Below are 26,992 nucleotides of genomic sequence, written 5' to 3' on the forward strand. Positions count from 1 at the left end.
AATAGATTTGAAAGTTTCTATAGCAGTAGGGCTTCCCTAGTTTGGTACATGGGCTCTTTGGCATATTGCTTTGAGAAAAAAAAGGAATTGCTTAGCGTTCCTAGAAATCTTTGGTCTGTCATTTCATTTCGAATATCAGATTGTATCATTGATTTGTGTCGATTCGTTTTGACGATGGAAGAACGCATCGATTATATGGAGCGAAACTTTAATGATGGACAAAAAGTTGTTGATGAACTTGTTCAAAATGACTCTGAACTTAAGGTTAAAACAGATGCGCTATACGAATATTTGCGGAATGTAAGAGGGTTTACATATGAAATTATAGATTTACACGGAATTCCTTATACAGATAGACTCTCCGCAGAAGAACAAGTAGAATTTGAAAATACTTTTTGGAAAAAGGCAACCCCAAAATTCAAAAAAGCCCATAAGGCCTATCGTGATTTGCTCGCGATAATGGATGACCGGGTATACAAGATAAGGAAAAGTCTTGTAAAAGACAAAGTCCCTATATCCTTGCCTCACACGCCTGAAAGTGCCATGTTGCCCGAAGAAAAGGCTTTTTACCACCAGGCCAAGGCGATTTGGGATAAGGAAGAATACATTGATATCGAAGAAAATGTAAACTATCTGTGGGTTTATGTTCAGGAACTCCTAGCCAAAAGACAATCGGTGACATTCGAGTCCCTAAAAGGGATTCTCATGCGTCTTTGTGAACGCTACTATACGGAGGAAACGTTCTTCATATCGTGTGGGCCTTATATTGAGGATTTGGCTCTTGAACGTGGCGATGTCAAGTGCTATTTGGACTGGTCAGAAATGCAACGTGTCTATGGACATTGTTCATTAGAAAGTGAATCGCGGGTGGGTGTCGCCATGCGCGAAAATATTCCGCTCCATCCGATGGATATCATAATGGCTACGGGTGGTTATTATTCCAAGTTCATTCGCGATAACTATGCCCTATACAAGTTCTGCCTTTATCAAAAGTTCTCTGAATATGACAATGCGAAGGGCTGGTATAATCTACTCAAGAAACTTCCGAAGGCAGAACATATAAATGCGGTTCAGTGCTATTTGGGCTTGCCTGGTGTCGTATGCGAGTCGAAAGTTTACAATCTGTTTGACGCTTCGGCGGAGCCTGTCTCTAAAACAATAGTTTCTGTTTGCCAAGATGCCGAAAAGATGGCTATTGAAATGAAATCAAACGGTGACTCATGGGAAATAGAGCGTCACGAGCGGATATTTGAGTACTTAAAGGGATATCTTCCTCAGTTAAAGATGTTCCTAGAAGCAAGGCCGCTGTTTGCGAATGGTGAAGTTATTCCCATATACATTCCTTATAGGGATATAGCGATTTGCCGTGCCGGTGTGGAATCTAAATGCGATGCGGCTGAGATCCAAAGACGGAATATCCGGTTTGTGAACATCGATTCTGAACCCAATCAGGTTGTCGAAGAAATAAAAAGTCTCTTGTAGCCCGTAGGGCTGTTTCGGCTAAGCCTTATATTTGCGTTAACCGGCCCCTTAGGGTCGGTTTTTGCAATATTTGCCATTCCAATAATCTATATTGCACGATAAATAGCCCCGTACCGAATGGTTCGGAGCGACCGGAATTTTTGAGTATTTGCTCTAATCTCTGTTTCGAAATCTAGCAGTTTCACAACTTACGAGAATAGGGCAGACTGCTCACGTCCCAATTGGGGCGTGGGTTGTTTGCAGTTATTGGTAAGTTGGGCTTTGCTAGAGCCTCGAAACACAGTAGCTTGCAGGCAACTTCGCGCCCTTTTTTATTGGGTTAATCGTAAGTCAAGTAGGGCGGATCTCGCAACGCTGGAGCCGCCATGGCCGATTTGGACAAGAGCAAGATTCAAGCCGTCGCACAGTACATCGACGAGGTTTCCAAGCAGTTTTCTACGGGCAAGGCGACAGAGCACAGCTACCGCCCAGCACTCGCGAAACTCCTTAGCGACTTGCTTCCCAAATTCACCATCACTAACGAACCGAGCCGCATCCAGTGCGGAGCTCCGGACTACATTATCGCGAAAGGGAAAGCAGCAACATCCATTCCTGTTGCCTTCGTAGAAGCTAAAGACATTGGCGATAGTGACCTGGATGGCAACCGTCAGCACAAGGAACAGTTCAACCGCTACAAGAACTCGCTAGACCATATCCTTTTCACGGATTACCTTGATTTTCATCTTTATGAAAACGGCGAATTCATCAATAGCATTCGTATTGCGGAAATCAAAGGAAATAAGATTGCGCTGATTGATGCCAATGTCCCGATGTTTTTGGAAATGGTGGCGCACATTGCAGAATCAACGCCACAGAAGATTACGAGTTCTACGAAGCTGGCGCAAATGATGGCGGCCAAGGCGCGCCTCCTTGCCGAAGTGATTGAAAAGACTCTCGAAACCGATAGCGAAAAGGCAGGCGAACTGGCGGGGCAATGGAAATCTTTCCAGAAGGTGTTGATTCACGATTTGACGGAACGTCAATTTGCCGATATTTACGCACAGACAATTTGCTATGGAATGTTTGCCGCGAGATTGCACGACGATACTCCCGACACTTTCAGTCGAGAAGAAGCGGCCACGCTCATTCCCAAGACAAATCCGTTCTTGCGCAAAGTTTTCCAGAATGTTGCCGCATTCGATGTAGATACCAGCATCGCATGGATTGTAGATGACCTGGCAGAAACATTCCGGGTGACGGACATGCCGAAGGTTATGAAGAATTTTGGAAAGGCTACGGGGCAAGCCGATCCGATGATTCACTTCTACGAAGATTTTCTGCGCTATTACGACCCCAAGCAGAAAAAGGCCTGCGGTGTTTATTACACGCCCGAACCTGTTGTTCATTTTATCGTCAATGCTGTCGATGAAATTCTGAAAACGCGCTTTGGTTTGAGCGATGGTCTCGCTGACACGAGTAAGGTGACGATTCGGCAGACTTCGAATCTATATACGGACAATCGCACCAAAGACCACAAGAAATACGAAACGCGAGAATACCATAAAGTCCAAATTCTCGATCCTGCAACCGGAACGGGAACATTCCTTGCCGAAGTGGTCCGCAAGATATATTCTGGAATGGAGAACCAGAAAGGTGCTTGGCAAAACTATGTGGAAGAACACCTGCTCCCGCGCTTGAATGGCTTTGAATTCATGATGGCTCCATACGCCGTTGCGCATTTGAAATTGGACATGGTGTTAGCGCAGACAGGCTACAAGGCAAGACAGGACAAACGACTTCGCATATTCCTTACCAATTCTCTCGAAGAATGTGACCATGACACGGGAACGCTGTTTGCACAATGGCTTGCACAAGAAGCGAACGAGGCGAACCTTGTCAAACGCGATACGCCTGTGATGGTGATGATTGGCAATCCACCGTATAGCGTGAGTAGCAGCAATAAGGGTGCGTGGATTCAAACCCTATTGGAAGATTATAAGAAAAATCTGAACGAAAGAAAGATAAATCTAGATGACGATTATATCAAATTTATTCGTCTCGGACATTATTATGTAGAAAAAAATGGCGAAGGAGTTCTTGCATATATTTCAAACAATAGTTTTATTGACGGAATAACGCATCGTCAAATGCGCAAAGCGTTAATGGAAACATTTGATGAAATTTACATTCTTGATTTACATGGAAATACAAGGAAAAAAGAAACCACGCCTGATGGTGGCAAAGACGAAAATGTTTTTGACATCATGCAAGGCGTAAGCATTAACATTTTTGTTAAGAAAAAACAGAGTGTCATCCTGAGCGAAGCCCGTAAGGGCGAAGTCGAAGGATCACTAGCCCGCGTTTACCATTACGAACTCTTCGGTAAACGTTTTGAAAAATACGCTTTTCTCGCAAAAACATCATTTAGCGATATTCTTTGGAAAGAAGTGTTTCCACAATCTCCGCAATTTTTCTTTGTACCCAAAGATTTTTCTATACAGAAAGATTATGAGAACGGTTTTAAAGTTGATGAATTGATGAGTGTGTGTAATTCAGGAATTCAAACAAAACGAGATGATTTTGTATATCAATTTGAAAGAAAAGATGTCGAAAACATTATTACAATGATGAAATCGGTTGAGAATGCTGATATAGTCCGAAATCTCTTAAAAATTGGGGATGATGGAGTGGCCTGGAAATTAACGTGGGCTATAGATGATGTCAAAAGTGGTGGTTCGTATGCAAAGGTTCTGTATCATCCATTTGATTGGCGGTGGTGTTATTTTACGGGAAAGTCGAGCGGTCTTATGGCAAGACCCAGAATGCCGGAATCTCAACATTTATTAAAAAAGAATATAGCTTTACTTGCGGTTCGGAATACCCGTCGCAGCATGATTAATAATTATTTTATTACGAATACTATTGTCGACAAAGATGGTATTTCTTCTTTTGATAATTGCAGATTCTTCCCGCTCTACCTTTACCCAACAGATGGTGAAGAACAACTCGGCGAGACTCGCAAGCCCAATCTAGATGAAACTATTTGGCGCAAGATCGACGCATGCCTAGATTCTTCGACTCCGTTCCCTTCGGCAAGCTCAGGGAACTACGCTCAGAATGACAATTCGCATATTACAACTCCAGAACAAGTATTCGATTACATCTACGGTGTTCTCCATACTCCGTCCTATCGTGAAAAATATAGGGAATTTCTGAAAATTGATTTCCCGCGAATTCCTTATCCCGAAAACAAGGAAGAATTCGAACGCATTGTTTCCATCGGCAACAAGCTCCGCAAATTGCACCTGATGGAAGAAATTCCACCGCAGGCAACCTCCTTCGACATCGAAGGCGACAATGCCGTAAGCGAGATTCGTTTTGAAAGGGAGATCCCCGACCAAGTCGGGGATGACAACTACGGCAAAGTTTTTATTAACAAGCAGCAATATTTCGGCAAAGTTCCTGAACTAGCCTGGAATTTCTACATCGGCGGCTACCAACCCGCCCAAAAGTGGCTCAAGGACCGCAAAAACCGTACCCTTACCTTCGACGACATCTCGCATTACCGCAAAATCATCGCCATCCTTATCGAAACTCACAAGTTGATGCAGACTCTTGATGAAATTGCGGGATAAATTCGTCTTATCAAAAAAGGGTGCGGTTCCTTTTCTATTCGCCGTAACTGTACGGAGCGTGCACGGTGATGACCAGGCTGTCGGTCTTGAACGAGCCCTGGTTCCCGAGACGGAACGTTGCTTGCCAGATGTTAAAGAATCTTGGGTCTGAGGCGCGGTAGGCTTTGTCGGCTTCGTAGTTGTTCTTGATGCGCGAACTCGAGAACATGTCGGCGATGGCGACGTCTTGGGGTAGGTCGGTCGCCGTGAAGTGCAGGCAGCCTATATCCTTATGCTCCCATCTTCTGGGGAGGACGTAGAGCGTGTCTCCGTTGCATTTTTCGGGTGATTCGGCCATGTAGAAAGGACAGTCGTTTTTCTTGAGGGCCTCGCGCCGGGTAGAATCGTCCATCCATTCGGGGCATGAGACGCATTTGTAGGTGGTATCGAGATCGTAGTCGTATTCATAGCTTGCGATAGAACATTTCTCGATGGTCTCGAACTCGGTGCCACTTGGCAGTTGCGACCTGTCGAAGTTCGTGTCGAGCGTGTAGCCCTCTAGCGAGTCAAGCCCCTCGGGGAACGAGAAGTAGGCCGTATCGTGGTCGCCGGCAGAAACCTTATGGTACATCTTTGCATACAAATTAAGGTCTATGTCAAACTTTTTCTCTTCGCCTTTTATGTCGACGAGGGTGAATCGTAAGTGGTTGTCGCCGTCGGGGTCGATGCTCATGCCATAATTGTAATGCCTGTTGTAGTAATCGAAAGGCGGCATGTTTCTAATGGAATCGCTGTCACCCACCTTGATTTTCGTGACGCATGCGGGGTGTACCGAATCCGCGCTCTCGTTCTCGAGTAGCTTGCAATCGAGCGTTTCCAGGTGCACGTTTGTGATGGAGTCTGTTGCGGTGAACGAAATCTGGAGTGTCGTTGGACGGTGCACCATTTCGGCTGCGGGGAGGCAGGTGTGGTCTTCGCAGTAGTTGTAGACCGGGTCCATTCCCAAAATGCGGCCTTCATCATCTACGATGATGAGGTCCCCGTTGGCATCACAGGCCCCGAGGATGGTGGCGGCGATTGCGGCCGCTGAAAATATGGCGATTTTCTTGTGCATATCGGAAAAATAACAAAATAGGGGCTGCACAGATCGCTGTTTCGCAAATTGCCTGACAAGGTGCAAGAATGCAGAGATGGAATGGTTTCCGGGTATGCCGCCGTAGTCCGTAGACAACGTTAATGCGCTTTTGCGGGCCCGTTTCAGGAACTTTTAGTATATATTTATGTACGGCGGATTCCGGTGGTTCGGAATCCTGCCTAGAAAAGGTATGGGAAATATGGGCTTTGGTTTGTGTAAGGGATTGCCGGTTTCGGCGCTTTGCCTAGCAGTGTTTGGTTTTATCGGGGCGGGTGCCGAGCCGCTGGCTTTCCCGGAGGCGCTCGGTTTTGGCGCGCAGGTTACGGGTGGTCGTGGCGGCAGCGTTTATCACGTGACGAACCTGAACGATGACGGCGCGGGCTCTTTCCGCGACGCGGTGAGCCAGGGCAACCGCATTGTGGTTTTTGACGTGGGTGGAATTATCAACATCAAGACGGCTGTTTCTATCAAGAGTAACATTACCATCGCGGGGCAGACGGCGCCGGGCGAGGGAATTGCCATTCATGGCGGTAAACTCAGCACGGGCAAGCAGAGCAATATCATCATCCGCTATTTGCGAATCCGTCCGGGCGAAAATACCGCGTCCGAGAAGGATGATGCGCTCAACCTTTACGATTCTAAGAACGTGATTGTGGACCACTGCTCGGTGGAACTTGCTCCGTGGAATAATTTCGGCGGCTCCTCGGACAATGCCTCCTATCGCGTGACGGGAATAACGGTGCAGAACTCGCTGATTGCAAACCCCATCGGGCAGCAGTTCGGTGCGCATATCGAATCGGTGGACGGAACCTGGGCGTGGTACTACAACGCCTTCGTGAATACGCACAACCGAAACCCGCTTGACAAGATTAACGACGTGTTCGTGAACAACATCCTCTACAACTTCGAGGCGGGCTACACGACACATACGAGCACGCACTTCAATCACGATATCGTGAACAATTACTTTGTCTATGGCCCGAAGGGGAGTAACCCGTGGTTCCAGGTAGACAAGAACCAGAGTATCTACGCAAGCGGCAACATGATCGATACGGACCGCGACGGAAAACTGAACGGCGAGCCTTCGAACATTTACTATTACCAGGGCGTGGGCGAGGAACTTGCAAAACCCTGGAGCGAACTTACGACATCGGGCCCGATGCTAAGTGCGGCAAGCGCTTGGCGCTACGTGACGTCGCAGAGCGGCGTGCTCCCGTACGACGACATTGATTCCCTGATATGGCACCAGGTGGGGACACTTGGGAAAGAAGGAGCCTTGGTGAAAAGCGTTGGTGCCATGGGAATCAAAACCAACAACGGCTGGGGCGAGGTGATTGCGGGGAAGGCCGCGACCGATTCCGACAAGGACGGCATGCCGGATTACTTCGAAGAGGCGATGGGTTATGACAAGTCAAAAGATGACGCGATGACCAAGGAAAGCGACGGCTACGTGCGCATCGAGAAGTATATCAACTGGCTGGGCGCCATGCATGCGACGGCTGCGGGCGGGAAGTCCCTCGATTTTGACCTGCGCACGATTACGCGCGGGTTCAAGGATGTATCGCCGACCTACAGCGTGTCGGCTGCGGAGAATGGGACAGTGGAACTTGCGGGTGACGGCTATACGGCAAGGTTTGCGCCTAGGGCGAATTTCAGCGGGCTTGCCTCGTTCAAGTACACCGTGAAGGGTAACGACAATACCGAATATACGGGCCGCGTCGAGGTGCTGGTGGAAAAATCCGCCGGCGCAGATACTTCGACTGTGCAGCCGCAGGACTCGTCATCTGTTGTCGCGGGTGATTCTACGGCGACGGATTCGACAACCGTGATACGGGATTTCCGTCGTGCACGCCCTGCCGACATGCGCGGGGCTACGCATAAGGAATACCGCGACCTGAAGGGACGCCGCTTCGACAGGCAGATTCCCTACAGGGTAATGTTCTAGGTTCTATTTGGTGTAAATCTTATGCTCGGCCATGTAGAGGGCCAGATAGTCTATGACGCCGGAATCGGCGCCTTTTACAGGAATATAGCGCAGGTTGTTTTGCGCATCGGCAATAACGGCTAGCCCCGCGATGAAGTTAATCCAATGGTAATCCTCGTGATACTTGAGGGCGACCTTTTTCTGCGAACCGAAAACGGCGAGTGGCATCACAAAGATGTCGTGCGATACCATGATGGTGATGCGTTTCCACTTGGATAAATTTTTCAGGATGACCGCTTGCATGAATTCTTGTGCGCGGGGCTCCATTTCGTAAAATGTTTCCGGGTATCCGCCTTCGTATGCCCAGCGTGCCATCAGTTCTATTGAACTGCCTTTTAGACCGAGCGCGGTCGCTTGCTTTGCGAGAGAGTCGGCCGAAATTTTCAAGAACCAATTGCCGGTAATGTCGTAATTCGTGATGAGTTTCGGGGACGTCGCTTCGCCGCGTCCTTTTGAGATTTGGTTTGCGGTTTCGTTCGTGCGCACGAATCCCGAAGTGACGTACGAGAATTCTTCTTCGCTCTTGAGGGTTGCTCCTAGATCCCGCGCCATCTGGATTCCGTTTGCGGTGAGTTCAGTTTCCAAAGCCACGTCGTCTTCACGTTCGGAATGGCGGATGATAAAAACGGCCTTTTCGTCGGGGGCGAGGCTTTTGTAGACGTCGGCGACCGTGGCGAATCCGTCTTTGTCCAAGACGATTTCCGGAGAGGTATCCATGATTGCAGACGAAGAAGATTCCTCAATCGAGGAGGAACTGCCGACTTGCAGTTCTGCTGAGGATGATAGGGCGAGCAGAAGATACTCGCTAGAAGAGTATGCCGGAATGGTCGAGGATGACATTGCCAGAGAAGGCATTGCCGAGGACGACCATTCCGGGGAATCTTGCTCGGACGACTGCACGGGTATCCAGGAGTGATTGGAGGCTTTGTCGGACGAGCTTGATTCAATATCGGGGTTAGATACTTTGTCGTTGCATGCCGTGAGTGCTGCAATACATGCTGTGGCAAAGATGAAAATGTACGTGCGCATTATGACCCCCACTGATAATCTCCTGGTTCGTAAACGGGGTTTTCTCCGTTGAAGCCGCGGGGACGTTTGATTTTGTCATCGTAAAGGGTCTTGTTGAATATGCGGAAGTCGCCTCGTTCATAACTTTGGAATGAAATGTGACAGAAAATGGGGCCTGCGGGCATATATTCGCTGTAGCTCATGGTGCGTTCGCCAGCGGTGTAGAGGTAGTTGAAGTATTTCCCGTTCAGCACGATGTGTAGCCCGATGTTACCCACAGTGAACCAGCGGCCTTTTGCGAGAATATTCTCGTGGTGTGTATCGTCGTAATCCATGACTACGAATTCGGCGTCGCCATTCTTGTCGAGGTGGAAACGGTACTTATGGTTGCCTCCGCAACAGCGCCCGTCAAAGAACCAGGTGTATCCACTTGCGGCAGCAATACGCGGGTCGCGCACGCTTGTGTCGGGGTGGGCGAGCTGTTCGTCTGTCACGAGGCGCTCGGGCTCAACAGCGGCGATTAACTGTTCCAATGTTTTCGGGTTGCTTACGGTCGTAAGGCTTACCTTGTTCTTAGCTTCGCTTGCAGCACGGCGGTACAGTCGGTAGGGAATGCCGTCGTCACTGATCATGGTGAGCTCATCTTGACTGAATACGTAGTAGGCGAACGTCTTGGTCCCGGTTTTGGTGACCACGTTAAAGCTGCGGTTGTTGAGCGTGTACCATTGTCCAGAAACGTTCGGGAATCCTGAAACGGCTGCAATTCCGTCTTCGCCGATGACAACGGTGTAGTCATCGCTGATCCAGGCTTCGTCGGCTGCGGTAATGAGGCGGCAGTCGCGGTTTTTGTCTCCGGCACAAACCGCGTCGCTCGGGTTCGCCGCTTCGCAGGCGCTAATCATTCCCGGCGGAAGTTCGGTAGAGGCCCCTAGCCTAAATCCCATGTCGGCGGCGCCATCGCGGCTACGGATGGCCCGGCGGCTCACCCGAGCGAATTCGGCAGGTTCGCCGTAACTGCCGCCACGTCGCGTCTTGTTGCCAGACCCCGTGAGTTGTACCGGGTTGACTTTGTCGCCTGCGGTATAGCCCACGAGCCAGTCATACACCCATTCCCAGGAATTGCCACTCATGTCGTAAAGCCCGAGCTTGTTAGGCTTTTTGGTGGCGACATCGTGTGCCTTGCCGCCGCTGTTTTCGGAGTACCAGGCGACATCATCAATGGCGTTGCCTCCTGAGAATTTGAAGCTGTCGGCAATCCCATCCTTACCTCCGCGAGCAGCAAATTCCCATTCGGCATCGGTGAGCAGGCGGTATTGCCTGCCTGTCAATTGCCCTAATTTACAAGCAAAATTGTTCGCATCAAACCAGCTTACTCCTATTTTGGGGGCGTTTTCTGATTCCCATGCGTTTTTCTTGCCGCCCATGACGGCGTTCCATTGGCTGACCGTGACTTCGGTTTTGGCGATAAAGTAGTCGCTGACGGTTACCTTGTGCGCGGGAGTCTCGTAAATTTTGTCTTGTTCGGCGCAGTTGTCGCACCCGCGTGTGTACGAACCTCCCGGAACATGAACCATGTCAAATAAGACACCGTTTACGGTATCGGTAAAATTTGCGGGTGCAATATATGAAAATCCGGTTTCGCTTGAAGAACTTGGAGAGGCTACAAGTTCACCAGACGAGGAGGAGCTAACAAAAAAGACGTCCGATGAACTTGTTGCAGTGAGTCCGCTCGAAGAATGGGTATCGCCTGCGCTGAAAGCGGTTTCGGAGCTGATTTCCTGAAGAGAATCAGCGTTTGACGAATCCGGAAGAGTCGTTGCTGGGGAATCGCCCTCGGCGGGGGGAGTTAACCCACTTTCGGGCGATTCCGAGCAACCTCCAAACATCCCAGCGATAATGGTAACCGCTATAACACCCGAGGAAAACTTGTGCATACGCACCCCCATCGAGTCTACATCCTTAACCGGTTCTAATATAAACTTAAACTAAAAGGAAAAGACTGTATTTATTCTTTTACTGTGGACAAATATGTCAACACCTATGTCTGCGCTTTAAAAAAGAAGCACTCCGTTCGGAGAGCCTCTTTGTTTGGTTTAAGAAGATTTGTGTTTTTACTTTACCTGTACGGTACTTGTCTGGACTGCGTTTTGGCCTCGGATGATGGCTATGTACTGGCCCGTCGGAAGGTTTTCGAATCGCACTTGTCCGTAATTCTGCAAGAGAGCCTTTTGGGAAACAATTTGCCCTGTCGCAGAAACAAGGGTGACGGAGGTTGCGTTATGGGAATTGCCCTCGACGACGATGTTCTTGCCTTGTGCGTAAATTCGAGGTGCGACAAACTTGCTTGCAACTTTTAAAGCCGTGGTGGAGTCTGGCTTTGTGGTTGCGGTATCGCCTGCAGCGTACAAGGGAGCGAGCGCTTCGGCCCACAAGTGGTGCATGGCTTGCCCACCCTTCGTTTCGCCATTCGGGTGAACACCGTCGCTGGCGAGTTGTTCCGGATGCTCTTTGAAGTAGGCGTAAAAATCGGGGCCTGCAGGCAGATTGTTGTCTTCGACAAGTTTGTCTACGGCCTTCAAAAATGCCGGATTGATCTGCCAACCTGCCTTGGCGGAATCGGTTGCTATAATCCGTGCAATCACGGGCGTGATTCCGTGAGCCTTTGCAGAGTCGATAATCGTCTGCATGTTGCTCACGTAAGTGTTCAGGTTCCAATCGCCACCGCCCCAGGCGTCGTTCGTGCCCATTTCGATTGCCCAGAACTTCACGTTACCTGCGTACTCCAGGTATTCGCCCAAGTGCTCGACGACCTCGGTGCTGTTGATGCAGCCGATGCCTCCGCGCAACATGGCGGGCGTGTATTCGGGGAATCTTGCATGAATGAGCTGCGCTGTGGTGGAATCGGTATCCTGCTGCTTGATTCCCATCTGGCTGATGCTCGTGCCCATAAAGAACCAAGTGTCGGTGCCGCCATTGCTCATGTCAAAGGCTTCAATTTCAAGAATCTGGCCCACGTCGCCTTCGCTTGCGAACTTGAACCAGGATTTGCCCGCAAAGTCAATAGTTACACCGCGTGCCATTACGGGGTTGTTCTGGATGGTGGCGGCCACTTCCCAGTCTCCGTCGGTACCGTCAGTGGAATTTGCGGAGGTCAAAATCTTGAAATTCGAAAGTGCGACGCCGCTATGCCCGCAACCGCTCGTGAAATCGGTCGCCCAAGCACAATCGCCGAACGATTCCCAGTTGATCAAGAGCTTTTTGGGGCCTTCGCCCACGTTCAACGCGATTTCCTTGGCGCTGCTACTCTTCCAGTTGGTCAAGTAACCGTCCGTCAGGTAATCTGTCGTTGTGGCTCCTGTATGAGCCGGCAAATCGCCAGAAACCAACTTATTCGGGGTAATCCCGTAAGAGGCGCACATTCCGCATAACAAAAAAGCTGCGGTTGTGTTCGCTATTTTTAAAGTAAAACAACCCATAAACACTCCAATTCAAATAAGCGACGCTCTAAAAATAAACTCCAACCCCCGTTGTGTATTCATTTTTTTCGCGTCGCCTTTAAAATTCGTTGAAACCGACTCAATAACTACTTTTTGATGTATACCGCGTTCAATCTGCGTCCCTGGATTTTTTGACGCACGATGTAGCGCCCCTGCGGAAGTCCCTGCGTAGTGAGTCCCACATAGTGGCCGTTCATGTCAAAGATGCCGATTGTTGTTGCAGGACCGTAGAATGGCGATACCTTTGCAAGACGCGTCGTAGAGGTATCCTGGTTGGGCTTGTATTTGTCCCAGCCGGGCATGTCCTCGAGCGAAATAACACGTTCGTCATCCATGTTGCTCTTCCATACAGCGTCGGGAGTCTGGTCGATGAATTTGCTGTTCCATGTGTGGTACCAGGGCATCCACCAGCTCCATACCGAGACGTCCTCGTGCATCTTGGCTACGTCGGGGATGGGTCCGTTCTCGGTGAGGGCGAGTATCTTTTTGCCCTTGTTCTTTGCCTTGAGGCCGTCAAAGCTTGCCGCGTTGCTGGAGTTGTCGCCTGATCTGTTGTAGATGTCTATGCCGAGCACGTCGTAGTAGCTGTCGCCCGGGTCCCAGCCGTTCACGTCGTCGGTGGAGGGGTTGTAAACCCAAACCATGTTGCGGACCCCCTTGACATTTACCATGCGGTCATAGACGAGCCGGTATAGTGCCGCGAACTGCTTGCCGGAATTGATGCTCCACCAGAACCAGGTGCCACCTGCTTCGTGGAGTGGGCGGAAGATTCCGGCAACTCCATCCTTTTGAAGGTCGAGGAAAAAGTCCGCGATGAAATCGACGTCGTTAATGATTCCCTTGTAGGCTGCGCTTTCGGTATTCCATTCGGTGGTCCCGGCTACAAAGGCGTCTGCGAAATTGAAGTTTGTTGTGGTCCCGTTGCTTGCCCCCGGGGTGTAGAATGCGTCATCCTTGTCGAGGGGGTCTTTCCAGTGCCAGGTGAAGTTCGGGATTCCTCCGGCTTTCCAGACACCCTTCGCAATGTCTATCGCCTTCGTTGTGTATTCCATGTTCCAGGAGGATTTGGCGTTTGGCCCCGAGGCAAACAGGAAGTCTACACCTACAAGTGCCGGGTACTTGCCGCTCCGCTTGTAAATTTCCTCCACGTCGTCCTGTTTACGGAAGTCGTCTCCCAAGGTATGGCTGCCCAAGTCGCCCGTCATGATGCCACTGATGGTCTTTTTTTCGAAGTTCTCCACCAGGAATGCGTAGAGCTTGACGAGCCCTTCTGTGGGGTTTGGGGTCACCGGCTTGGGGGAGATGCTGAAGGGTGCGGGTGTGTAGGGCGTAATATCGATGTAGTCCACGCTGATCCAGCCCCAGTCCTTGTCGATGGCGATGGAATTGTTTCCCTTTTTGAGGGTGACGATGGCAATCGCCTTGCTCCAGCTTGTGGTTGCGGGGAACGCCAGGGTTTGTGAAGTGGAGCCGTTTACCTTAATGAGGTTGTTCTTGGGGTTATCGGCCCTATAAGTGATGGCGAGTTCGTATTTGCCGGCGTTTTCGACAGATACGTTCGGGAATGTGATAGTCCCCTCGTTCATGTTGACAAATTTTGAACCCGAAGCGGAATTATCGGCGCCTGGGGAGGCGCCTCCGCTGAGGGTTGCCGATTCAGCTTCGTATTTGGCTGCGAAGGCTGTGGTTGCGAGGGTTGCCGCAAGAATGACGGACAATTTCCTTTTAAACATAGTAACTCCTTGATACACCATTGTGCCTTAAATTTATGTTCATGAAAGAGTTTCAGTAAGTTTTTTTTCGGCTGTGTGTGGACAAAAATGTCAACATGTCTTTAAAATTTTGATAAAAATTGATTGAAAAAAATTGAATATTTCAATAATAGAATCTATATTATTGGGGCTGGCCAACCATGTTCGCAAGAAATAAAATCAACATATACGACTACACCGACTACCGTAAATTTCTGCAGGATTTTTACGAACTCGAAAAGTCGCTTGATCCGACCTTCAGCTATCGGGTTTTTGCCGCTGCTGTGGACGTTGACGCAAGTCTTCTTGTAAAAATTTTACAGGGAAAGCGCCATGTGTCTTCTAAAGGCATTGAACCGTTCGTTGAATTTTTCCGTTTCAAGGAGGCGAAGGCGGAATACTTCCGCGAGATGGTCGCTTACGGCAAGGCAAAGACCGACGAAGATGTCCGCAAGCATTTTGAGATGCTTCAGAAAATGCGCCCGGCCGTCTGCCGTGAGCTAGACGAGGCTCGCTACCGCTATTTTCAGCAGTGGTACTACCCGATGATCCGTTCGGCGCTCGATGTCTTTGATTATCGTGGTCCGCAAGATGCTGCAGCACTCGCCGAGGCATGCATTCCGAAACTCACCGCCTCTCAGGTTGAGAAAGCCGTTGAGGCGCTGTTACAGTTGGGGCTTGCCCGTCAACGCAAGGATGGCCGCGTGGAACCCACCGAGGCGCACCTCCGTACGCAGGAACATTGGCTGAGTGCCACCATTAGCGACTACCAGGGCTGTATCGCGGAATTGGCGCGCGATTCGATTGCCAATACCCCGAAGGAAAAGCGCGATATCAGTACGCTTACCATGGCGCTTGACTCGAATCAAATCCAAAAAATCCGCGATATTCTTGCCGAAACGCGAAAATCCATCGTAAATGTGGTCAATGCGATGCCCGCGCAAATATGCGATAGCGTTTATCAATTAAATTTTCAGTTGTTCCCGATGATGAAAAAGGAAGAACGGTAAAAATGCTCCAGGTGTTTAGGATCCAAAAATTATTTTATTTCGCGCTCGGCCTAATTCTGACGATGTTTTCGGGCTGTTCCGACAGTGGGCCCGAAACTGCGGGAGCCACGAGCGAGACGACAAACGGAATCGCCATCGTTGCATTCGATGGGGCGCACATGCCTATACCGCAGGCGCGCGTCACCTTGTATCAGCGTGCTGATTTCACTCCTGCGGAAAGTCCGTCCGAAGACGTGAATATCCAGGATGTGACGCAGTTCCTCCCGTCCTATGTTTCTGCGTTGGAAACCGCTACTGCGGATGATTCTGGAATGGTGCAGTTCGAGACTGAACCTGACCAGTGCCAGAACGCAAGGTGCTATGTCGAAGGGATTGCCGGCGAGGACTCCTCGCTCATGGTGTGGTCAAAACTCGATGCGGTAGATTCCATGGCAGACGAAATTGAACTCTTGCCGTCTGTATCGCTTACGGTGCGTACCGGGGCTGCGGCCTCTGATTCTGTAGTTTCGCGCAGTGTCGTGATGCTTGATGCGACTCCCTATTGGGCAAAAAATGATGGAAGCGAGTTTGTCTTCTCGCATATTCCTGCGGGCCTATATACGCTTCTTGCGGATGATCAGCCTGTTGCCGATGTTTCGCTTGATGCCGGTGCTTCTGTAGATACGCTCATCCGTATTTCAAATGTTACCCGCGAATACGTCTTCGAAGATTTCGACGATGGCGACAACCTGAATAATTTGGCAAAGAAATACCCGAATTACGGTTGGTACTACATGCCGCACAAGGGGGCGACCTTTGAAAGTCCTGACAGTGCCGGCGGTTTTGCGGGCGCGCTTGTAGATGACGGTGCTCGCGGGAAGTATCTCTCGTTAAAGTTTACCATCCAAGATACGGCCTATGTCATGCTCGGGACGCATCTTGGGCTTGATTCCGGTTACTACGATTTGAGTGCGCTTTCTGCGGTTCGAATGAAGGTTCGCGGGGACTGTCGGTTTGCCGTTGCGCTTGAACATTACCGTCAACTTGAAAACAACAACTATAACAAGGCGTTGTGGATTGCGACGGCGAACGACGAATGGACGGAATTGGTCCTTCGGCCCGGTGACGAGCTTCTGGACGACAAAAATTACCAGGTCGCTTGGGACGAAATTTCGACAGAGATTGGCATATTCAGCGTCTTCATATCCGAAGGCTCTCGCCTCGATATAGACGAAATCGTATTCGAAGGAATTCAAATTATCGATTAACCAAATAAAGATGCCTCGGCGAATGCCGAGGCACTTTTGCTCCCTTTTGTATCGGGGAAAGGCTTTTGCTTACTTGATTGAAATCGGGTGGACGGAATTGCCGAGGCGGAGAATGTAGCGGCCTGCCTGCGGTGCGCTTAGCTTAATGCTGCTTGCGTTTGCGATGCCGGAACGTAGTGTTTGTCCGAGGATGTTCGAAAGCGAGTAATGCGTGCCGTTCTTGATGCCGGTGGCGACAATGTTCAAACCGTTGGTGTTTATGCGGTGATTTGCCTTTGCAGTCTGCGTTTGGACGGCGTCTGTGTTTGTGGGAATTTTTACAGGCGTGTAACCTTCGACGCTTTCGATGCACTTGATGTTTTCGACCCAAAGCGAGGTGTCAAAAAAGTCGTTTGTTACATTAAAGCGGAACGCGGTCGCCGCCGAAAGAACCGGGGTCAGCGGGAGTGCTGCCTGCCAGCCGTTGCTCATCATCCAGCCTAAATCCACGTAGACCGTTTCCCATTCGGGTGCATACGGCATTTCGACAAAGGGGTAGTCCCAGGCGCCTTCGCCAAAGACATCGATACTGGCGTTCCAATCGTAGTAGAGGATAAACTGGTGGTTCGCTCCTTTGTAGCGGTAGCTAACCATTTTGCACTTGGACAAATCGGGCTCGCCGTCGAACGTGTATTCTGCGCGAATGTACGGGGCGTAATCAAAGCCGGTGCCGACGGTGTCAAGCTTCATGTTGTCCATTTTCACGGTGGTTTCGGTAGAGTTGTCGGTAAAGGTGGAATTGCCCTTGTCGCCCTGTTCGTCGCCGTAGTCGTCAATGTCGCTGGTGCTGCTCCACTTGCCCGGAATTTCGGTGCCTGCGCCGTATGTAATCAAGTTGGGCAACTTGTCGGTGATTTCGGTTTCCCAATTCAGATTTTTCTGGTAGGTGGTCTTTGCGGGCAAAATGTTTTCTTTGATGTAGTTGTCAACATCGTTGTTTTCGAGGAAGGGCTTTTCGACATCCCACTTGGCGCAAGAAATTTTCTTCTCGTTGGTCCATGCGAGGAATTTCTCGAGTTCGGTCTTATGCGCTTCCTTGGTGAAGATTTCATCGATGCCGCCCCATTCCGTTACGAATACGCTAAGGCCGGCTTCCATCGCCTTGTTGGAACTGGACAAGTGGCTAGAAGTCTGATGCAGGTTGGCGTAGAAATGGTAAGTGTAGGCGACGTTATCGTCTTGTACGGGGGCAGCTACGGCATCGCCTGCCATAGAAGACCACATCGGGGTTCCGACGATTACCAGGTTCTTCGAATGTTTGCGGATAGCGCTGATGACTGTGTCGGCGTAGGCTTTCAGGTCTGCCCAGGATTCACTCACGGGTTCGTTGTAGATTTCGAAAATGACATGCGGGTACTTGCCGTAGCGTTCGGCCATGCGTCCGAAGAAGGCGGCGGCATCGTTTGCGGTAAAGCAGGTCTTGTTGTCGTTAAATTCGTACTTTGGCTTTGTTCCCTTATGGATGCAGTTGTAGTAACCGCCTTCGCTGTGCCAGTCAATCAAAACGTAAATGTCGTTTTGAATAGCGGCTTGAACCACGGTGTCCATTTGCGATTCGAAATATTCGGGGCGGGTCATGTAGCTTCCGTGTCCCCAAGGCGGAACGACGCCCATGGCAGAGCGGACGAGTTCAACGTTCCAGGAGCCGACCAGAGTATCGATAAAGGAACTTCCGTAAAAGCTGCTGCCATACGGCCAGTACTGACTCCAAGTGAGGCTCATTCCGCGAACCTGGACTTCGGCGCCGTCCTTGACGCCTTGCACGCTGCCATAAATGCGGCCTTCGCCAGCGGAATTCTTGCCGCTTTGCAAAGCGCCGTATTGGCTAACGGGGCCGACGCGCGTGGGTTGAATGGTGGCGAACGCGCTGCTTGTAAAAGCGAGAGCGCACAAGGCTACTATGCCTATATTTGTCTTTTTCATAAAGCACACTCCTATATGTGAAAATTCTAGAATCGCATTCCGAGGCTTGGCCACATGCTCGGCGAAATGCCGTCAAAGCGAATGTTGTCCAAGAAAATCTCTGCGTCTTCGGTCACCAAGATGTTGATGGTGTTGACGGCGATAAGTTCCGTGTCAAAATCGTCGGCGGTAAAAGTGAAATGTTCCCATTCGTCGCCGAGCGTCACGAAGGCGGTCTGGTGGAAGTCTCGTTTGCCGTCGTTGCCGCGCTTGGTGATTTGCAACGAAATCTTTCCGCTGCCCTTGGCGTCAAACGAAATGGCGGTGGCGCTTCGCAGATCGTAGAAAGCGAACATGTCGTCTTCGTCAAAATCGTCGCCGATAGAGAACCCTGCGACGCCGTAATGGCCTTTAGTTTCCTGATCGATATTGAAAATCAGGTGCAGGCTGCTTCCGCTCTTGGCGCTGTCGCCGGTAACGAGAATCTTGTCGCTATCGATGCCTTCGGCGACGCGGCTGTTCCCGCCTTGCAGGGAGTCGGTGCAAATAAACCACCAGCCTTGCCCAAAACTCTTGCCGATAAAGGTCTGCCTGTGTTTCCAATTTTCAAAGTCTTCGACAACGGTGAAAATGCTGTCGGCGATGTTGATGTGATTTGTCGTGGCGCCATCGCTTAGGCCGGTTTCCATTTGGTAAGAGAATTTGCCGAAATACCCTTCGACGAAGGCGTAGTGCACGCCTGCAGGCAAGCCGCTGAATTCAAAGTATCCTTGTACATCCGTGGTGACGGTTTGGTCTAGAATGCTTACGGTTGCGTTTTCGACGGCGGTACCGTTATTGGTGATGATGCCTTTCAGGCTTTCGCTTTGGGCGATGGCGAGATTCTGCTCCGGACTGCGTTCGAAGTCGACCCAGCGCATAATGGAAAGCGAGTCGCCGGAGCGCATTTCGAGCAGCTGGACGGGGGCCTTCTTTTCGCTCAAGGCGGCGGAGTTAATCTTGAGTATGCCGTTGTCGTCAAGGGAGTCTTCGTAGGCGACAAGCATGGAATCCTCGTTTAAAATCCATACACGGGCGACGGCGTTTTTGAGGGGCATTCCGTGATTGGTGGCTGTAACGATGCCGGCAATTTCGGTTTCGCCGGCGTTGCTGCCTGTACCGTTTGCGACAGAATTTTCACTTGTGCTGCAGGCGGTGAATGCGGTGCCGAGGCTGGCCGCGAAAAGCGAAAGGGCGAGAATAACCTTCATTATTTGCCCTCCTTCACCTTGGCGCGATTCACGAGCTGGAATCCGACATGACAGACGCGGTCGGGGTTCTTTTCTTCGCGGGACATGGCCAAAATCTTTTCGCGAAGCTTGGCGATTTCTTCGCGAACCTTTTCGAAACTTTCCTTGGAAAGGCTGCAGGTTACGCTGGTGATGCTGCGGTCATCACTCGAGAACAGGTCATAAACTTCGCTATTGACTTCGAGGTTCTTTAAATGGTATTTGCGCAGAATGGTGGAGCGCACGCGGGGCGGCGTTGAGATAATCGGCTGCTCGATGCGATAAGTTCCGTCGTCGTTGAGAGTGACGAATCCGGCTTCCTTTAGGTACTTGATTCCGCTTTGCACTTGCGGGGCGCGAAGCGCGGGCGTGAACATCCGGCCGATTTTCTCGGCGGGGGTGTTTGCGGGGAGGAGCGGCAACAGGTCGCGCAAGACGGGGTAGTACCACTTCGAAAAGAACTTGAGGGCGGAATCCTGGAGCTCGTATTCCTGCTTGTTGGCGCGTACGGCGAGGAGTTTCTTGAGCAAGTTTTCGCGTTCGTCCACGTTCTTTTCGTTGCCGAAGCGGACTAGCGTCAGAAAGTATTCGGATTCTTCATCGGAAAGCCCCCAGGCTTTGGCGAGCGTCTTTGCGTTTGCAGCAGAAAGCGGGCGGGATCCGTCTAGAATGCGGTTGAAAAAGGCGGAACCCGAGACTCCGGCGCTTTCTTGAATGGAACGGATGGAATGCCCTCTGGATTGCAATGCTTCCACAACGGCCCGGATATAATCCCGGTAATCAAAATACATAAATACACTAATTGTGGAAACATTGTCCATGTTGCTAAAGTTAGATAAATATTTGCAAATGTAAAGTAAAATTTTATTATTATGGTGTATAAAATACATTAAAAATGGAAACATATCGGCGTTTTTTGGCCGTAGTCTACGGACAACCCTAAATTTCAAAAAAACTACCCAGCACTCCGATAGGAGTGTATTTTTTTGCGTAAAAGGAGCTTTTACAATCGTTGTCAATGACCAAACACATATTAATGGGCCTGGTGGATAACGTTTTGAAAACAAAAGTGCCAAAATTAGATTATAAAAGGCAATATTACAAAAAGAGGAAAAAATGGGCGTAAAAAAGGATGTTGGGTTGGCTTTAGCGGGCTTTGTCTCGCTTTTTGGAATTTCTGCGGTGCATGCCGCTGTCCCTGCGACAGAAGTGGTTCAACTCCCTTCTGAAGTGGCTTACGGTGGCGGCGACAAGGTGGGCTCGCAGCTGGTGGCCGCGACGTATAATGCGGGCGAAGGTCCGGGTATCTGGATCGTAGCCGATGGCGGCTACAGGCTCTACCACAATGGCGCGCTCCTTGCGCAGGACAACCAGGCGGGCCGCGTGCGCTTTGTGCCGATGACGTTCCTTCCCGGTGAAAATGCAATTTCGGTCGTGGGCGTGAACGGCAAGGGTGCTCCGGGCGTCATGGTGCAGATTGACGACCTGGACAAGTCTTACTATTCCGGCAGTGGTTGGAAATCAAAGCCTGCAGTGAGCAACAACTCGTGGAAAAACAAGGGCCGCGACCTTAGCCAGTGGGGCGGTGCGACAACCCTTAACTACGCAAGCAACAAGCTCCCGAGCGGGGCGGCCCTTACCGGCTTTGCCGCAAATACGCAGGCCAAGTGGATTTGGACTTCTGCCGAAACGGATCCGACGGCCGTTCTGCTGTTCACGTTCAACGTGAAGGCCGAAGGATTTGGCGCTTCGACGACGGGCGGTGCTGCCGGCAATATCGTTTTCGCGAGCGATTCCGCGAGCATCCGCAAGTACCTGCAGAGTAATGACGCCGTGACGATTCTTGTGCCCGAAGGTACTTACGATTTTAGGCAGATGCGCAATGCGGTAACCGAGGCGAACAAGCAGGGGCGTACCTGGTGCCGCACGACTTGCAGCGAGACAAACCGCGTGACGGGCAAGACGAACAAGTTTTACCGCATCGCCTTCGAAAAGAACAGTTGCGCAAGCCTCGGCGAATCCGGACTTGAAATCGTGAAGGAGTCGGACAATCTGCAGGCGTGGAGCAACTGGATTACCACCAAGCCGAACAAGAGTCTCGTGGGCATGGGTCGCGGCGCGAACCTGCGTGGCGCATCCATAGTGGTGCGCAGTAACGAAGGCTCCTACAACCACATTTATCGTAACCTCGGCATTTACGACGTGAACCCGCACTTGATCGAAGGCGGTGACGGCCTTGAAACGGTAGGCACCGCGTCGAAGCATGTGAAGGGCTTCTGGGCCGACCACATCAGCTACAAGTGGATTAGCGACGGTATGGACATGGAATTCGTGGACGACGCCACCATCAGTTACCTGGATTTTGACGGCGCAAACGATTTCAACTGCTGGGGAACCGATCCTTACATGGCACTTGTCGAAGATGCCCACCTGACTTATGCAAATAACTACTGGCACAATACTTATGGCCGCGTGCCGAAGGTGACGGGCGAAAACAACGGCTCGCAGGTGCATTTGTACAACCAGTATGTGGACTACAACCGATTCTTTGTGGCGGGTGCAAACGGCCATAGTGCAAGCGCGAAGGCCTACGTACGCTACGAGAATAGCTATATCGATAACGGCAACGGTTACCTCGCCGAATGGGGCGACAACGGCTACGTTTACTTTAGCGGAGTCACGTTCGGGAGCGGAACCAAACAGCAGCACCGCTACAACGGTACGGTGACGCAGGGTGTTCCGCAGGCGCAAACTTTCAACCCGAGCTACAGTTTCGAAAAACGCACCGTTGCAAATCTCCCGAAAGAAATCCCGAGCCTAGCAGGTGTGGGAGGCCGCTACGGCAAGATGCCCGAATACAACCAGGGCTTTGGCCAGAGCAACAAGGCGGCAAGTGTTTCTATGACAGCACCTTCTGCAGGGGCCAAGTTCGATGCCGGCAAGGCTGTCACCTTGAGTGCCACCGCCAAGGATAACGACGGCTCTGTCAAGAAAGTTGATTTTTATGTCGGAACGACTTTAGTCGGTTCTGCGACGGCGTCGCCTTACCAGGTAAATGCCGAGGGCCTTGCTCCGGGTATGCATTCTGCCGTTGCTGTCGTGACGGACAACTCCGGGCTCACCTGGATGTCGGAATACGTCACCTTTACGGTCGAGGGAACGGTTGAGTCCGAATCGTCTTCGTCCGAAGTCGCGGAATCGTCGTCGAGTGTAGAATCTTCGTCGAGCGTTGCAGAATCTTCCTCCAGTGTCATCCTGAGCGAAGTCGAAGGATCTAGCAGTAGCACGACCGCAATTGCCCAGCGCATGAATCTCGGCAACGAGGTAGAAACGGCCTTCTACCGCATCTTCGACTTGCAAGGCCGCCCGCTATTCTCGGGCAATCAGAAGCCTGCCAAGATGCCTGCTGCGCATGTGATGGTGGTGGAATATACAAAGAATGGCGCCGTCAAGCGCCGCTATATACAATAATATACGAACAACGAAAAGAGAGAACTCCAAAAGGATTAGTAAGTCGTTGTTCGTCCTTCGCTCCAACAATAGGCTTCCTGCCTATTGCCTTCGCTCGGCGAATTACTTTTGGACGTTGTCCAAGATTCTTTGCGCCTGCTTTGCAAGAATGTCGGTCGAATTCATTTCAATTACTTTCTGCAAGCGCTTGATTCCATCTTCCAGCTCGATCTTATTCGTGACGCAAGTCTCGCCCAAAATATAGAGGGCGCGCCTTGCGAAGTTCTTGTCTTTCTCGAGCGAAAGTCCTTTCTTCAAAAGCATGATTGCCGCTTCGGGCGCGTTTTTCGCCTTGGCGATTTCGCCCCATTCAAGCCACTGGTTGCTCGAGATTTCGATGTAGAGTTTGTTCATGCTGTCGGCCAGAGAAAGTACTGTAGCCTTGTCGACAGGGTGTTCCTGCAAGAGTTGGACCATCGATTGCGTGAGTAGGCTGAAAGCCTGTTCGGGGCGACCGCCCTTGGCGTTTTCAATGCCCGACTGAATCATGGTCCGCGTCTTGGCCTTCATTTCGGCCATGGGGTTGCGCTTTTCAATGCGACGAGCTCTTTCTTGCAAAGCCTCTTGCTTGAGTTCATAACGGGTCTTGCGGCGGGTTTCGATTTTTAATCCGGCAAATGCGCCTGCGCCAAAGGCAATCGGCGAAAGTACGGTGACGGCGCCGAAAATATTCGGATTGACAAACCAGTTGACCGCCATGTCGAGCAAGAGTCCGGTAATACAAACGGCTGAAATCGTCTGCGAAGTCAAATCCTTGCGCGGGGCGAATGCCGTGGCTCCAAGCAGGAATGCTATCGTCAGGCTCATGCCCATGTAGCGTTCTCCGCTGTAGTGGTCAAAGAAGCTGGTGCTAGTCATGAGACTTACTAGAATGCCTCCGGCGAGCGTCCAGCCGACAATGCAGCCCCACAGAATAAACCATTGCCAACGCTTTTCCAAACGTATAAGCGTAAACATGAAAAGTACCGCGAACAGAATGTAGCTCCACGCGCTCGGGAACAGAATCCAGCTGGTGAGCAGTCGGTCGTACTGTTCTTTCTTGGGGACAAACGCCATGTTGTAGCGGGCGAATTTGTCGGTGTAGTTGTCGATCCATTCGGCAAGTTCGCTTCTAAAGTCTGATTCGCCCGGGTAGCGGTTGTGCTTTGCTATAAATTCTTCTTTGCCGCCCCTGATTTCCCACCACTCGCGGAAATCCTTTTTCATGATTTCGATGCGGTCTTCGACAATGTAAGACGGCTTCAAGGCAAAGGCCCTGTTGCGGAATTGTTCGAATTCTTCTTGACGGACTTTTTCGGTCGGTTCGATTCCGACGATTTTGAACTGGTTTGCGCCCTCTTCTTCCCACCACTTGTCAAAGGATTTTTCGATTCCCTTTTCGTAGCGGCTTTGCTTGATTTGCGGCATGATTCCGGTGACGGCGTTAAAAATGCCGATGCCTATAATTGCCAAAACCACCAAGTAATGGATTGGCTTAATTTTCTTCAAAAGAGCAGTAATATTCGAGATAGAGGACTTATTCATATCTTGAATATATACTAATGAATATGAAAATGAAAATTTTATTTTTCTTAAAAGCGGTTGTATTCGCGCAGCTGATTCCACAAGAAGTCCGTGTTCACGTCGCGGTAGCCTTGGGCGTTTACACGTTCGCGCAATTTGTGAGCAATATCAAACAAGTTCGGGCAGCTCTGCATGCGTTCAAAGCTGTCGAAAATGGTGAGGTTGTCAATCCACTGCGCAAGTTCTGGAAACCTCGGATCGCTAAAGCGGTTCTCGCGGCCGGTCTTCAGGTATTCCAGGTAACGGTCGGTAATGCGGTAGCCGTCTTCAATAAAAATATCCATGGCGTGCGGGAACAGTTTTTCGCCAGTCAGGTATTCGTGCACAATGATGCCGAAACTGAAGTAGTCCACCGATGCCGACAGGTTTTCGCCCATGATTGCCTGTTCGGGCGCGCTGTAGCAAGGCGTCATTTGACCACCGTATTCGGTGATGGTGTCGCGCATTTTCGCCTGGGCGTAGCCGAAGTCGCAAACCAGAATTTTGTGGTTGTTCTTGTGCTGCGGATTCTGGCACAGGAGCAGGTTCTTGGGCTTTAAATCCTTGTGCACTACCTGGTAGTAATGCAGCTGGCTAATCGTGTTGGCCAGGTAGGCGAGTTGGGCGACTCGGTGCAAAATTTCGTCGTCACTTAGTTCTTTCTTGAATAGCCTATCCAGAGAGCAACCCTTAATAAACTCCATCTTGAGGTAAGGGTGTCTGCCGGCAATGCCGCCGCCCATGCTCTGGACCACGCCTTCGATATTGGTGGCGTGAATCAGGTTGTTGATGCGGATTTCATCTTGGAACGCGCTCAAGAGGCTGTTCAGGCGGTGGAGCCTGTTCTTGCCGGGGCTTGCCCAGAACTTGCAAATCTTGACGACAATTTCTTGTTCCACGTAGCGGCTGGGGTCGTTCGGGTGTTCCAGCCAGTACTGGGCGCGATAAAGGTTGTTGGTGCCTTCGAGTGTCAGGGGCTCTATCAGCTGAATGTGCTGCATGGCACCGTTGTGCATGTATTCGGGATTCTGGTCGAACCACCGCTGGTATTCTTCCATGGTGTAGTTCGGGCGGAGAGCCAAATTTCTAGATACTCGATCTAAAGTTTCTGCCAGAATGTTTCGAATCATGCCCCAAAGATAGCTATTTCGGAATTCAGAGTTCAGAATTCAGAGTTGATATTTTAAATAAATCTGAAATCCGAATTCCGAATTCTGAAATATTCTTATTCCATCGTTTTTTCGAGTGCCGTCGTAATGACATTGTAAGCATCTTCAACGGTGTCGCAGAAATGGAACAACTTGAGGTCTTCCTTGTCGATCATTCCTGTGTCGGCGATGTAGTTCCAGTTGATGACTTTGTTCCAGTATTTGCTGCCGTAAATCACGACGGGCATCTTGTCGCCGTATTTTTTAGTCTGAATCAGCGTCAGGAGTTCAAACATTTCGTCGAGCGTTCCGAAGCCTCCCGGGAATACGACGAGTGCTCTTGCCATCTTCATGAACCAGTACTTACGGATAAAGAAGTAACGGAATTGCAGGTTCAGATCGTCATCGATGTAGGGGTTCGGGTGCTGCTCAAAGGGAAGCTTGATGTTTAAGCCGATCGAAGAGGTTCCTACGTCGTTTGCGCCACGGTTGCCCGCTTCCATAATGCCCGGACCGCCACCGGTCATCACCGCAAAACCGTGGTCGTGTTGCTTGTTTGCCCAGCGGCCGAGTTTTGCGCCCAGTTCGCGTGCGGCGTCATAGTATTCGGCGACGGCTTCCAGTCGTTTGAGTCGCGCAAGTTCGGTCTTGTTCTTGCAGCTCTTTTGGCGTTTCTTGAGTTCGGCCATGGGGAGTATGCGGGCGGAACCGAAGAACACGATGGTGTTCTTGATACCTTCTTGTGCAAAAATCTGGTAAGGACCCATGAATTCGGAAAGAATTCTGATCGGGCGTCCGACATCGCTATCGATAAATTCCAGATTGTGGTAAATCATTTTGCCGGGGGTCAGTTTGATTGCCTTTTTCGTTGCCATG

General features: G+C 50.5%; 17 protein-coding genes. 6 read left to right on the forward strand and 11 right to left on the reverse strand.

Annotated features, from left to right (window positions below; genetic code table 11):
* Positions 1 to 174 precede the first annotated feature (174 nt).
* Entirely contained in the window at positions 175 to 1,482 is a 1,308-nt protein-coding gene (locus BUC02_RS05530) for a hypothetical protein (RefSeq protein ID WP_139261029.1), read from the forward strand.
* Between the two features lie 365 nt (positions 1,483 to 1,847).
* Positions 1,848 to 5,096, forward strand: a complete 3,249-nt coding sequence (locus BUC02_RS05535) for a type ISP restriction/modification enzyme (protein WP_073319699.1) — start codon at positions 1,848 to 1,850, stop codon at positions 5,094 to 5,096.
* Between the two features lie 34 nt (positions 5,097 to 5,130).
* Here the strand turns inward: BUC02_RS05535 and BUC02_RS05540 are convergent, their stop codons facing one another.
* Positions 5,131 to 6,189: a hypothetical protein gene (locus tag BUC02_RS05540; RefSeq protein WP_139261030.1), complete on the reverse strand. Its 1,059-nt coding sequence runs from the start codon at positions 6,187 to 6,189 to the stop codon at positions 5,131 to 5,133.
* 211 nt (positions 6,190 to 6,400) lie between these two features.
* Here BUC02_RS05540 and BUC02_RS05545 point away from each other — a divergent pair, with 211 nt between their 5' ends.
* A complete protein-coding gene (locus tag BUC02_RS05545; RefSeq protein WP_073319705.1) occupies positions 6,401 to 8,155 on the forward strand; it encodes an Ig-like domain-containing protein in 1,755 nt (584 codons plus the stop codon).
* A gap of 3 nt (positions 8,156 to 8,158) precedes the next feature.
* Here the strand turns inward: BUC02_RS05545 and BUC02_RS05550 are convergent, their stop codons facing one another.
* The 4 genes from BUC02_RS05550 to BUC02_RS05570 form a co-directional block, all read right to left on the reverse strand.
* Entirely contained in the window at positions 8,159 to 9,223 is a 1,065-nt protein-coding gene (locus BUC02_RS05550) for a histidine phosphatase family protein (protein ID WP_083564406.1), read from the reverse strand.
* Positions 9,223 to 11,136 carry a formylglycine-generating enzyme family protein gene (locus BUC02_RS05560; protein ID WP_073319863.1) on the reverse strand — a complete coding sequence of 638 codons (1,914 nt, stop codon included), beginning with the start codon at positions 11,134 to 11,136 and terminating at the stop codon, positions 9,223 to 9,225. The genes BUC02_RS05550 and BUC02_RS05560 overlap by 1 nt, the downstream gene beginning before the upstream one ends.
* Before the next feature lie 177 nt (positions 11,137 to 11,313).
* Positions 11,314 to 12,621 carry an SGNH/GDSL hydrolase family protein gene (locus BUC02_RS05565; RefSeq protein WP_083564407.1) on the reverse strand — a complete coding sequence of 436 codons (1,308 nt, stop codon included), beginning with the start codon at positions 12,619 to 12,621 and terminating at the stop codon, positions 11,314 to 11,316.
* Between the two features lie 164 nt (positions 12,622 to 12,785).
* On the reverse strand, positions 12,786 to 14,432 hold the full coding sequence (locus tag BUC02_RS05570) for a glycosyl hydrolase (RefSeq protein WP_073319717.1): 1,647 nt from the start codon (positions 14,430 to 14,432) through the stop codon (positions 12,786 to 12,788).
* A gap of 179 nt (positions 14,433 to 14,611) precedes the next feature.
* On the opposite strand from BUC02_RS05570, the gene BUC02_RS05575 reads away from it, so the two are divergent.
* Positions 14,612 to 15,460: a TIGR02147 family protein gene (locus tag BUC02_RS05575; RefSeq protein ID WP_073319719.1), complete on the forward strand. Its 849-nt coding sequence runs from the start codon at positions 14,612 to 14,614 to the stop codon at positions 15,458 to 15,460.
* Between the two features lie 62 nt (positions 15,461 to 15,522).
* Positions 15,523 to 16,707 carry a hypothetical protein gene (locus BUC02_RS05580; RefSeq protein WP_254794114.1) on the forward strand — a complete coding sequence of 395 codons (1,185 nt, stop codon included), beginning with the start codon at positions 15,523 to 15,525 and terminating at the stop codon, positions 16,705 to 16,707.
* A gap of 69 nt (positions 16,708 to 16,776) precedes the next feature.
* Here BUC02_RS05580 and BUC02_RS05585 read toward each other — a convergent pair whose 3' ends face one another.
* From BUC02_RS05585 to BUC02_RS05595, 3 genes are read right to left on the reverse strand one after another with little or no spacing between them, the layout of a single operon-like run.
* On the reverse strand, positions 16,777 to 18,669 hold the full coding sequence (locus tag BUC02_RS05585; protein ID WP_073319725.1) for a glycoside hydrolase family 5 protein: 1,893 nt from the start codon (positions 18,667 to 18,669) through the stop codon (positions 16,777 to 16,779).
* 26 nt (positions 18,670 to 18,695) lie between these two features.
* Complete coding sequence (locus tag BUC02_RS05590; protein ID WP_073319728.1) at positions 18,696 to 19,898, reverse strand: carboxypeptidase-like regulatory domain-containing protein; 1,203 nt, start codon at positions 19,896 to 19,898, stop codon at positions 18,696 to 18,698.
* On the reverse strand, positions 19,898 to 20,707 hold the full coding sequence (locus tag BUC02_RS05595; RefSeq protein WP_254794115.1) for a TIGR02147 family protein: 810 nt from the start codon (positions 20,705 to 20,707) through the stop codon (positions 19,898 to 19,900). The genes BUC02_RS05590 and BUC02_RS05595 overlap by 1 nt, the downstream gene beginning before the upstream one ends.
* 325 nt (positions 20,708 to 21,032) lie before the next feature.
* On the opposite strand from BUC02_RS05595, the gene BUC02_RS05600 reads away from it, so the two are divergent.
* Positions 21,033 to 23,387 carry an Ig-like domain-containing protein gene (locus BUC02_RS05600; protein WP_073319735.1) on the forward strand — a complete coding sequence of 785 codons (2,355 nt, stop codon included), beginning with the start codon at positions 21,033 to 21,035 and terminating at the stop codon, positions 23,385 to 23,387.
* Positions 23,388 to 23,489: 102 nt separating this feature from the next.
* On the opposite strand, the gene BUC02_RS16135 is transcribed toward BUC02_RS05600, so the two are convergent.
* The 3 genes from BUC02_RS16135 to BUC02_RS05615 all read right to left on the reverse strand — a co-directional run bounded on the left by BUC02_RS16135 (position 23,490) and on the right by BUC02_RS05615 (position 26,991).
* Complete coding sequence (locus BUC02_RS16135; RefSeq protein ID WP_175549809.1) at positions 23,490 to 24,950, reverse strand: hypothetical protein; 1,461 nt, start codon at positions 24,948 to 24,950, stop codon at positions 23,490 to 23,492.
* 47 nt (positions 24,951 to 24,997) lie between these two features.
* Positions 24,998 to 26,098: a protein kinase domain-containing protein gene (locus tag BUC02_RS05610; RefSeq protein WP_073057622.1), complete on the reverse strand. Its 1,101-nt coding sequence runs from the start codon at positions 26,096 to 26,098 to the stop codon at positions 24,998 to 25,000.
* Between the two features lie 95 nt (positions 26,099 to 26,193).
* Entirely contained in the window at positions 26,194 to 26,991 is a 798-nt protein-coding gene (locus BUC02_RS05615) for an LOG family protein (RefSeq protein WP_073057652.1), read from the reverse strand.
* Between the last annotated feature and the right edge of the window lies 1 nt (position 26,992).

It is taken from the genome of Fibrobacter sp. UWOV1, from assembly GCF_900142495.1.
GTDB lineage: Bacteria > Fibrobacterota > Fibrobacteria > Fibrobacterales > Fibrobacteraceae > Fibrobacter.

Bases quoted from the DNA above. Each gene is read 5' to 3' on its own strand.
- BUC02_RS05530 (WP_139261029.1), top strand. From the start codon at position 175: ATGGAAGAACGCATCGATTATATGGAGCGAAACTTTAATGATGGACAA.
- BUC02_RS05535 (WP_073319699.1), top strand. From the start codon at position 1,848: ATGGCCGATTTGGACAAGAGCAAGATTCAAGCCGTCGCACAGTACATC.
- BUC02_RS05540 (WP_139261030.1), bottom strand. From the start codon at position 6,189: ATGCACAAGAAAATCGCCATATTTTCAGCGGCCGCAATCGCCGCCACC.
- BUC02_RS05545 (WP_073319705.1), top strand. From the start codon at position 6,401: ATGGGAAATATGGGCTTTGGTTTGTGTAAGGGATTGCCGGTTTCGGCG.
- BUC02_RS05550 (WP_083564406.1), bottom strand. From the start codon at position 9,223: ATGCGCACGTACATTTTCATCTTTGCCACAGCATGTATTGCAGCACTC.
- BUC02_RS05560 (WP_073319863.1), bottom strand. From the start codon at position 11,136: ATGCACAAGTTTTCCTCGGGTGTTATAGCGGTTACCATTATCGCTGGG.
- BUC02_RS05565 (WP_083564407.1), bottom strand. From the start codon at position 12,621: ATGTGCGCCTCTTACGGGATTACCCCGAATAAGTTGGTTTCTGGCGAT.
- BUC02_RS05570 (WP_073319717.1), bottom strand. From the start codon at position 14,432: ATGTTTAAAAGGAAATTGTCCGTCATTCTTGCGGCAACCCTCGCAACC.
- BUC02_RS05575 (WP_073319719.1), top strand. From the start codon at position 14,612: ATGTTCGCAAGAAATAAAATCAACATATACGACTACACCGACTACCGT.
- BUC02_RS05580 (WP_254794114.1), top strand. From the start codon at position 15,523: ATGTTTTCGGGCTGTTCCGACAGTGGGCCCGAAACTGCGGGAGCCACG.
- BUC02_RS05585 (WP_073319725.1), bottom strand. From the start codon at position 18,669: ATGAAAAAGACAAATATAGGCATAGTAGCCTTGTGCGCTCTCGCTTTT.
- BUC02_RS05590 (WP_073319728.1), bottom strand. From the start codon at position 19,898: ATGAAGGTTATTCTCGCCCTTTCGCTTTTCGCGGCCAGCCTCGGCACC.
- BUC02_RS05595 (WP_254794115.1), bottom strand. From the start codon at position 20,707: ATGTATTTTGATTACCGGGATTATATCCGGGCCGTTGTGGAAGCATTG.
- BUC02_RS05600 (WP_073319735.1), top strand. From the start codon at position 21,033: ATGGGCGTAAAAAAGGATGTTGGGTTGGCTTTAGCGGGCTTTGTCTCG.
- BUC02_RS16135 (WP_175549809.1), bottom strand. From the start codon at position 24,950: ATGAATAAGTCCTCTATCTCGAATATTACTGCTCTTTTGAAGAAAATT.
- BUC02_RS05610 (WP_073057622.1), bottom strand. From the start codon at position 26,098: ATGATTCGAAACATTCTGGCAGAAACTTTAGATCGAGTATCTAGAAAT.
- BUC02_RS05615 (WP_073057652.1), bottom strand. From the start codon at position 26,991: ATGGCAACGAAAAAGGCAATCAAACTGACCCCCGGCAAAATGATTTAC.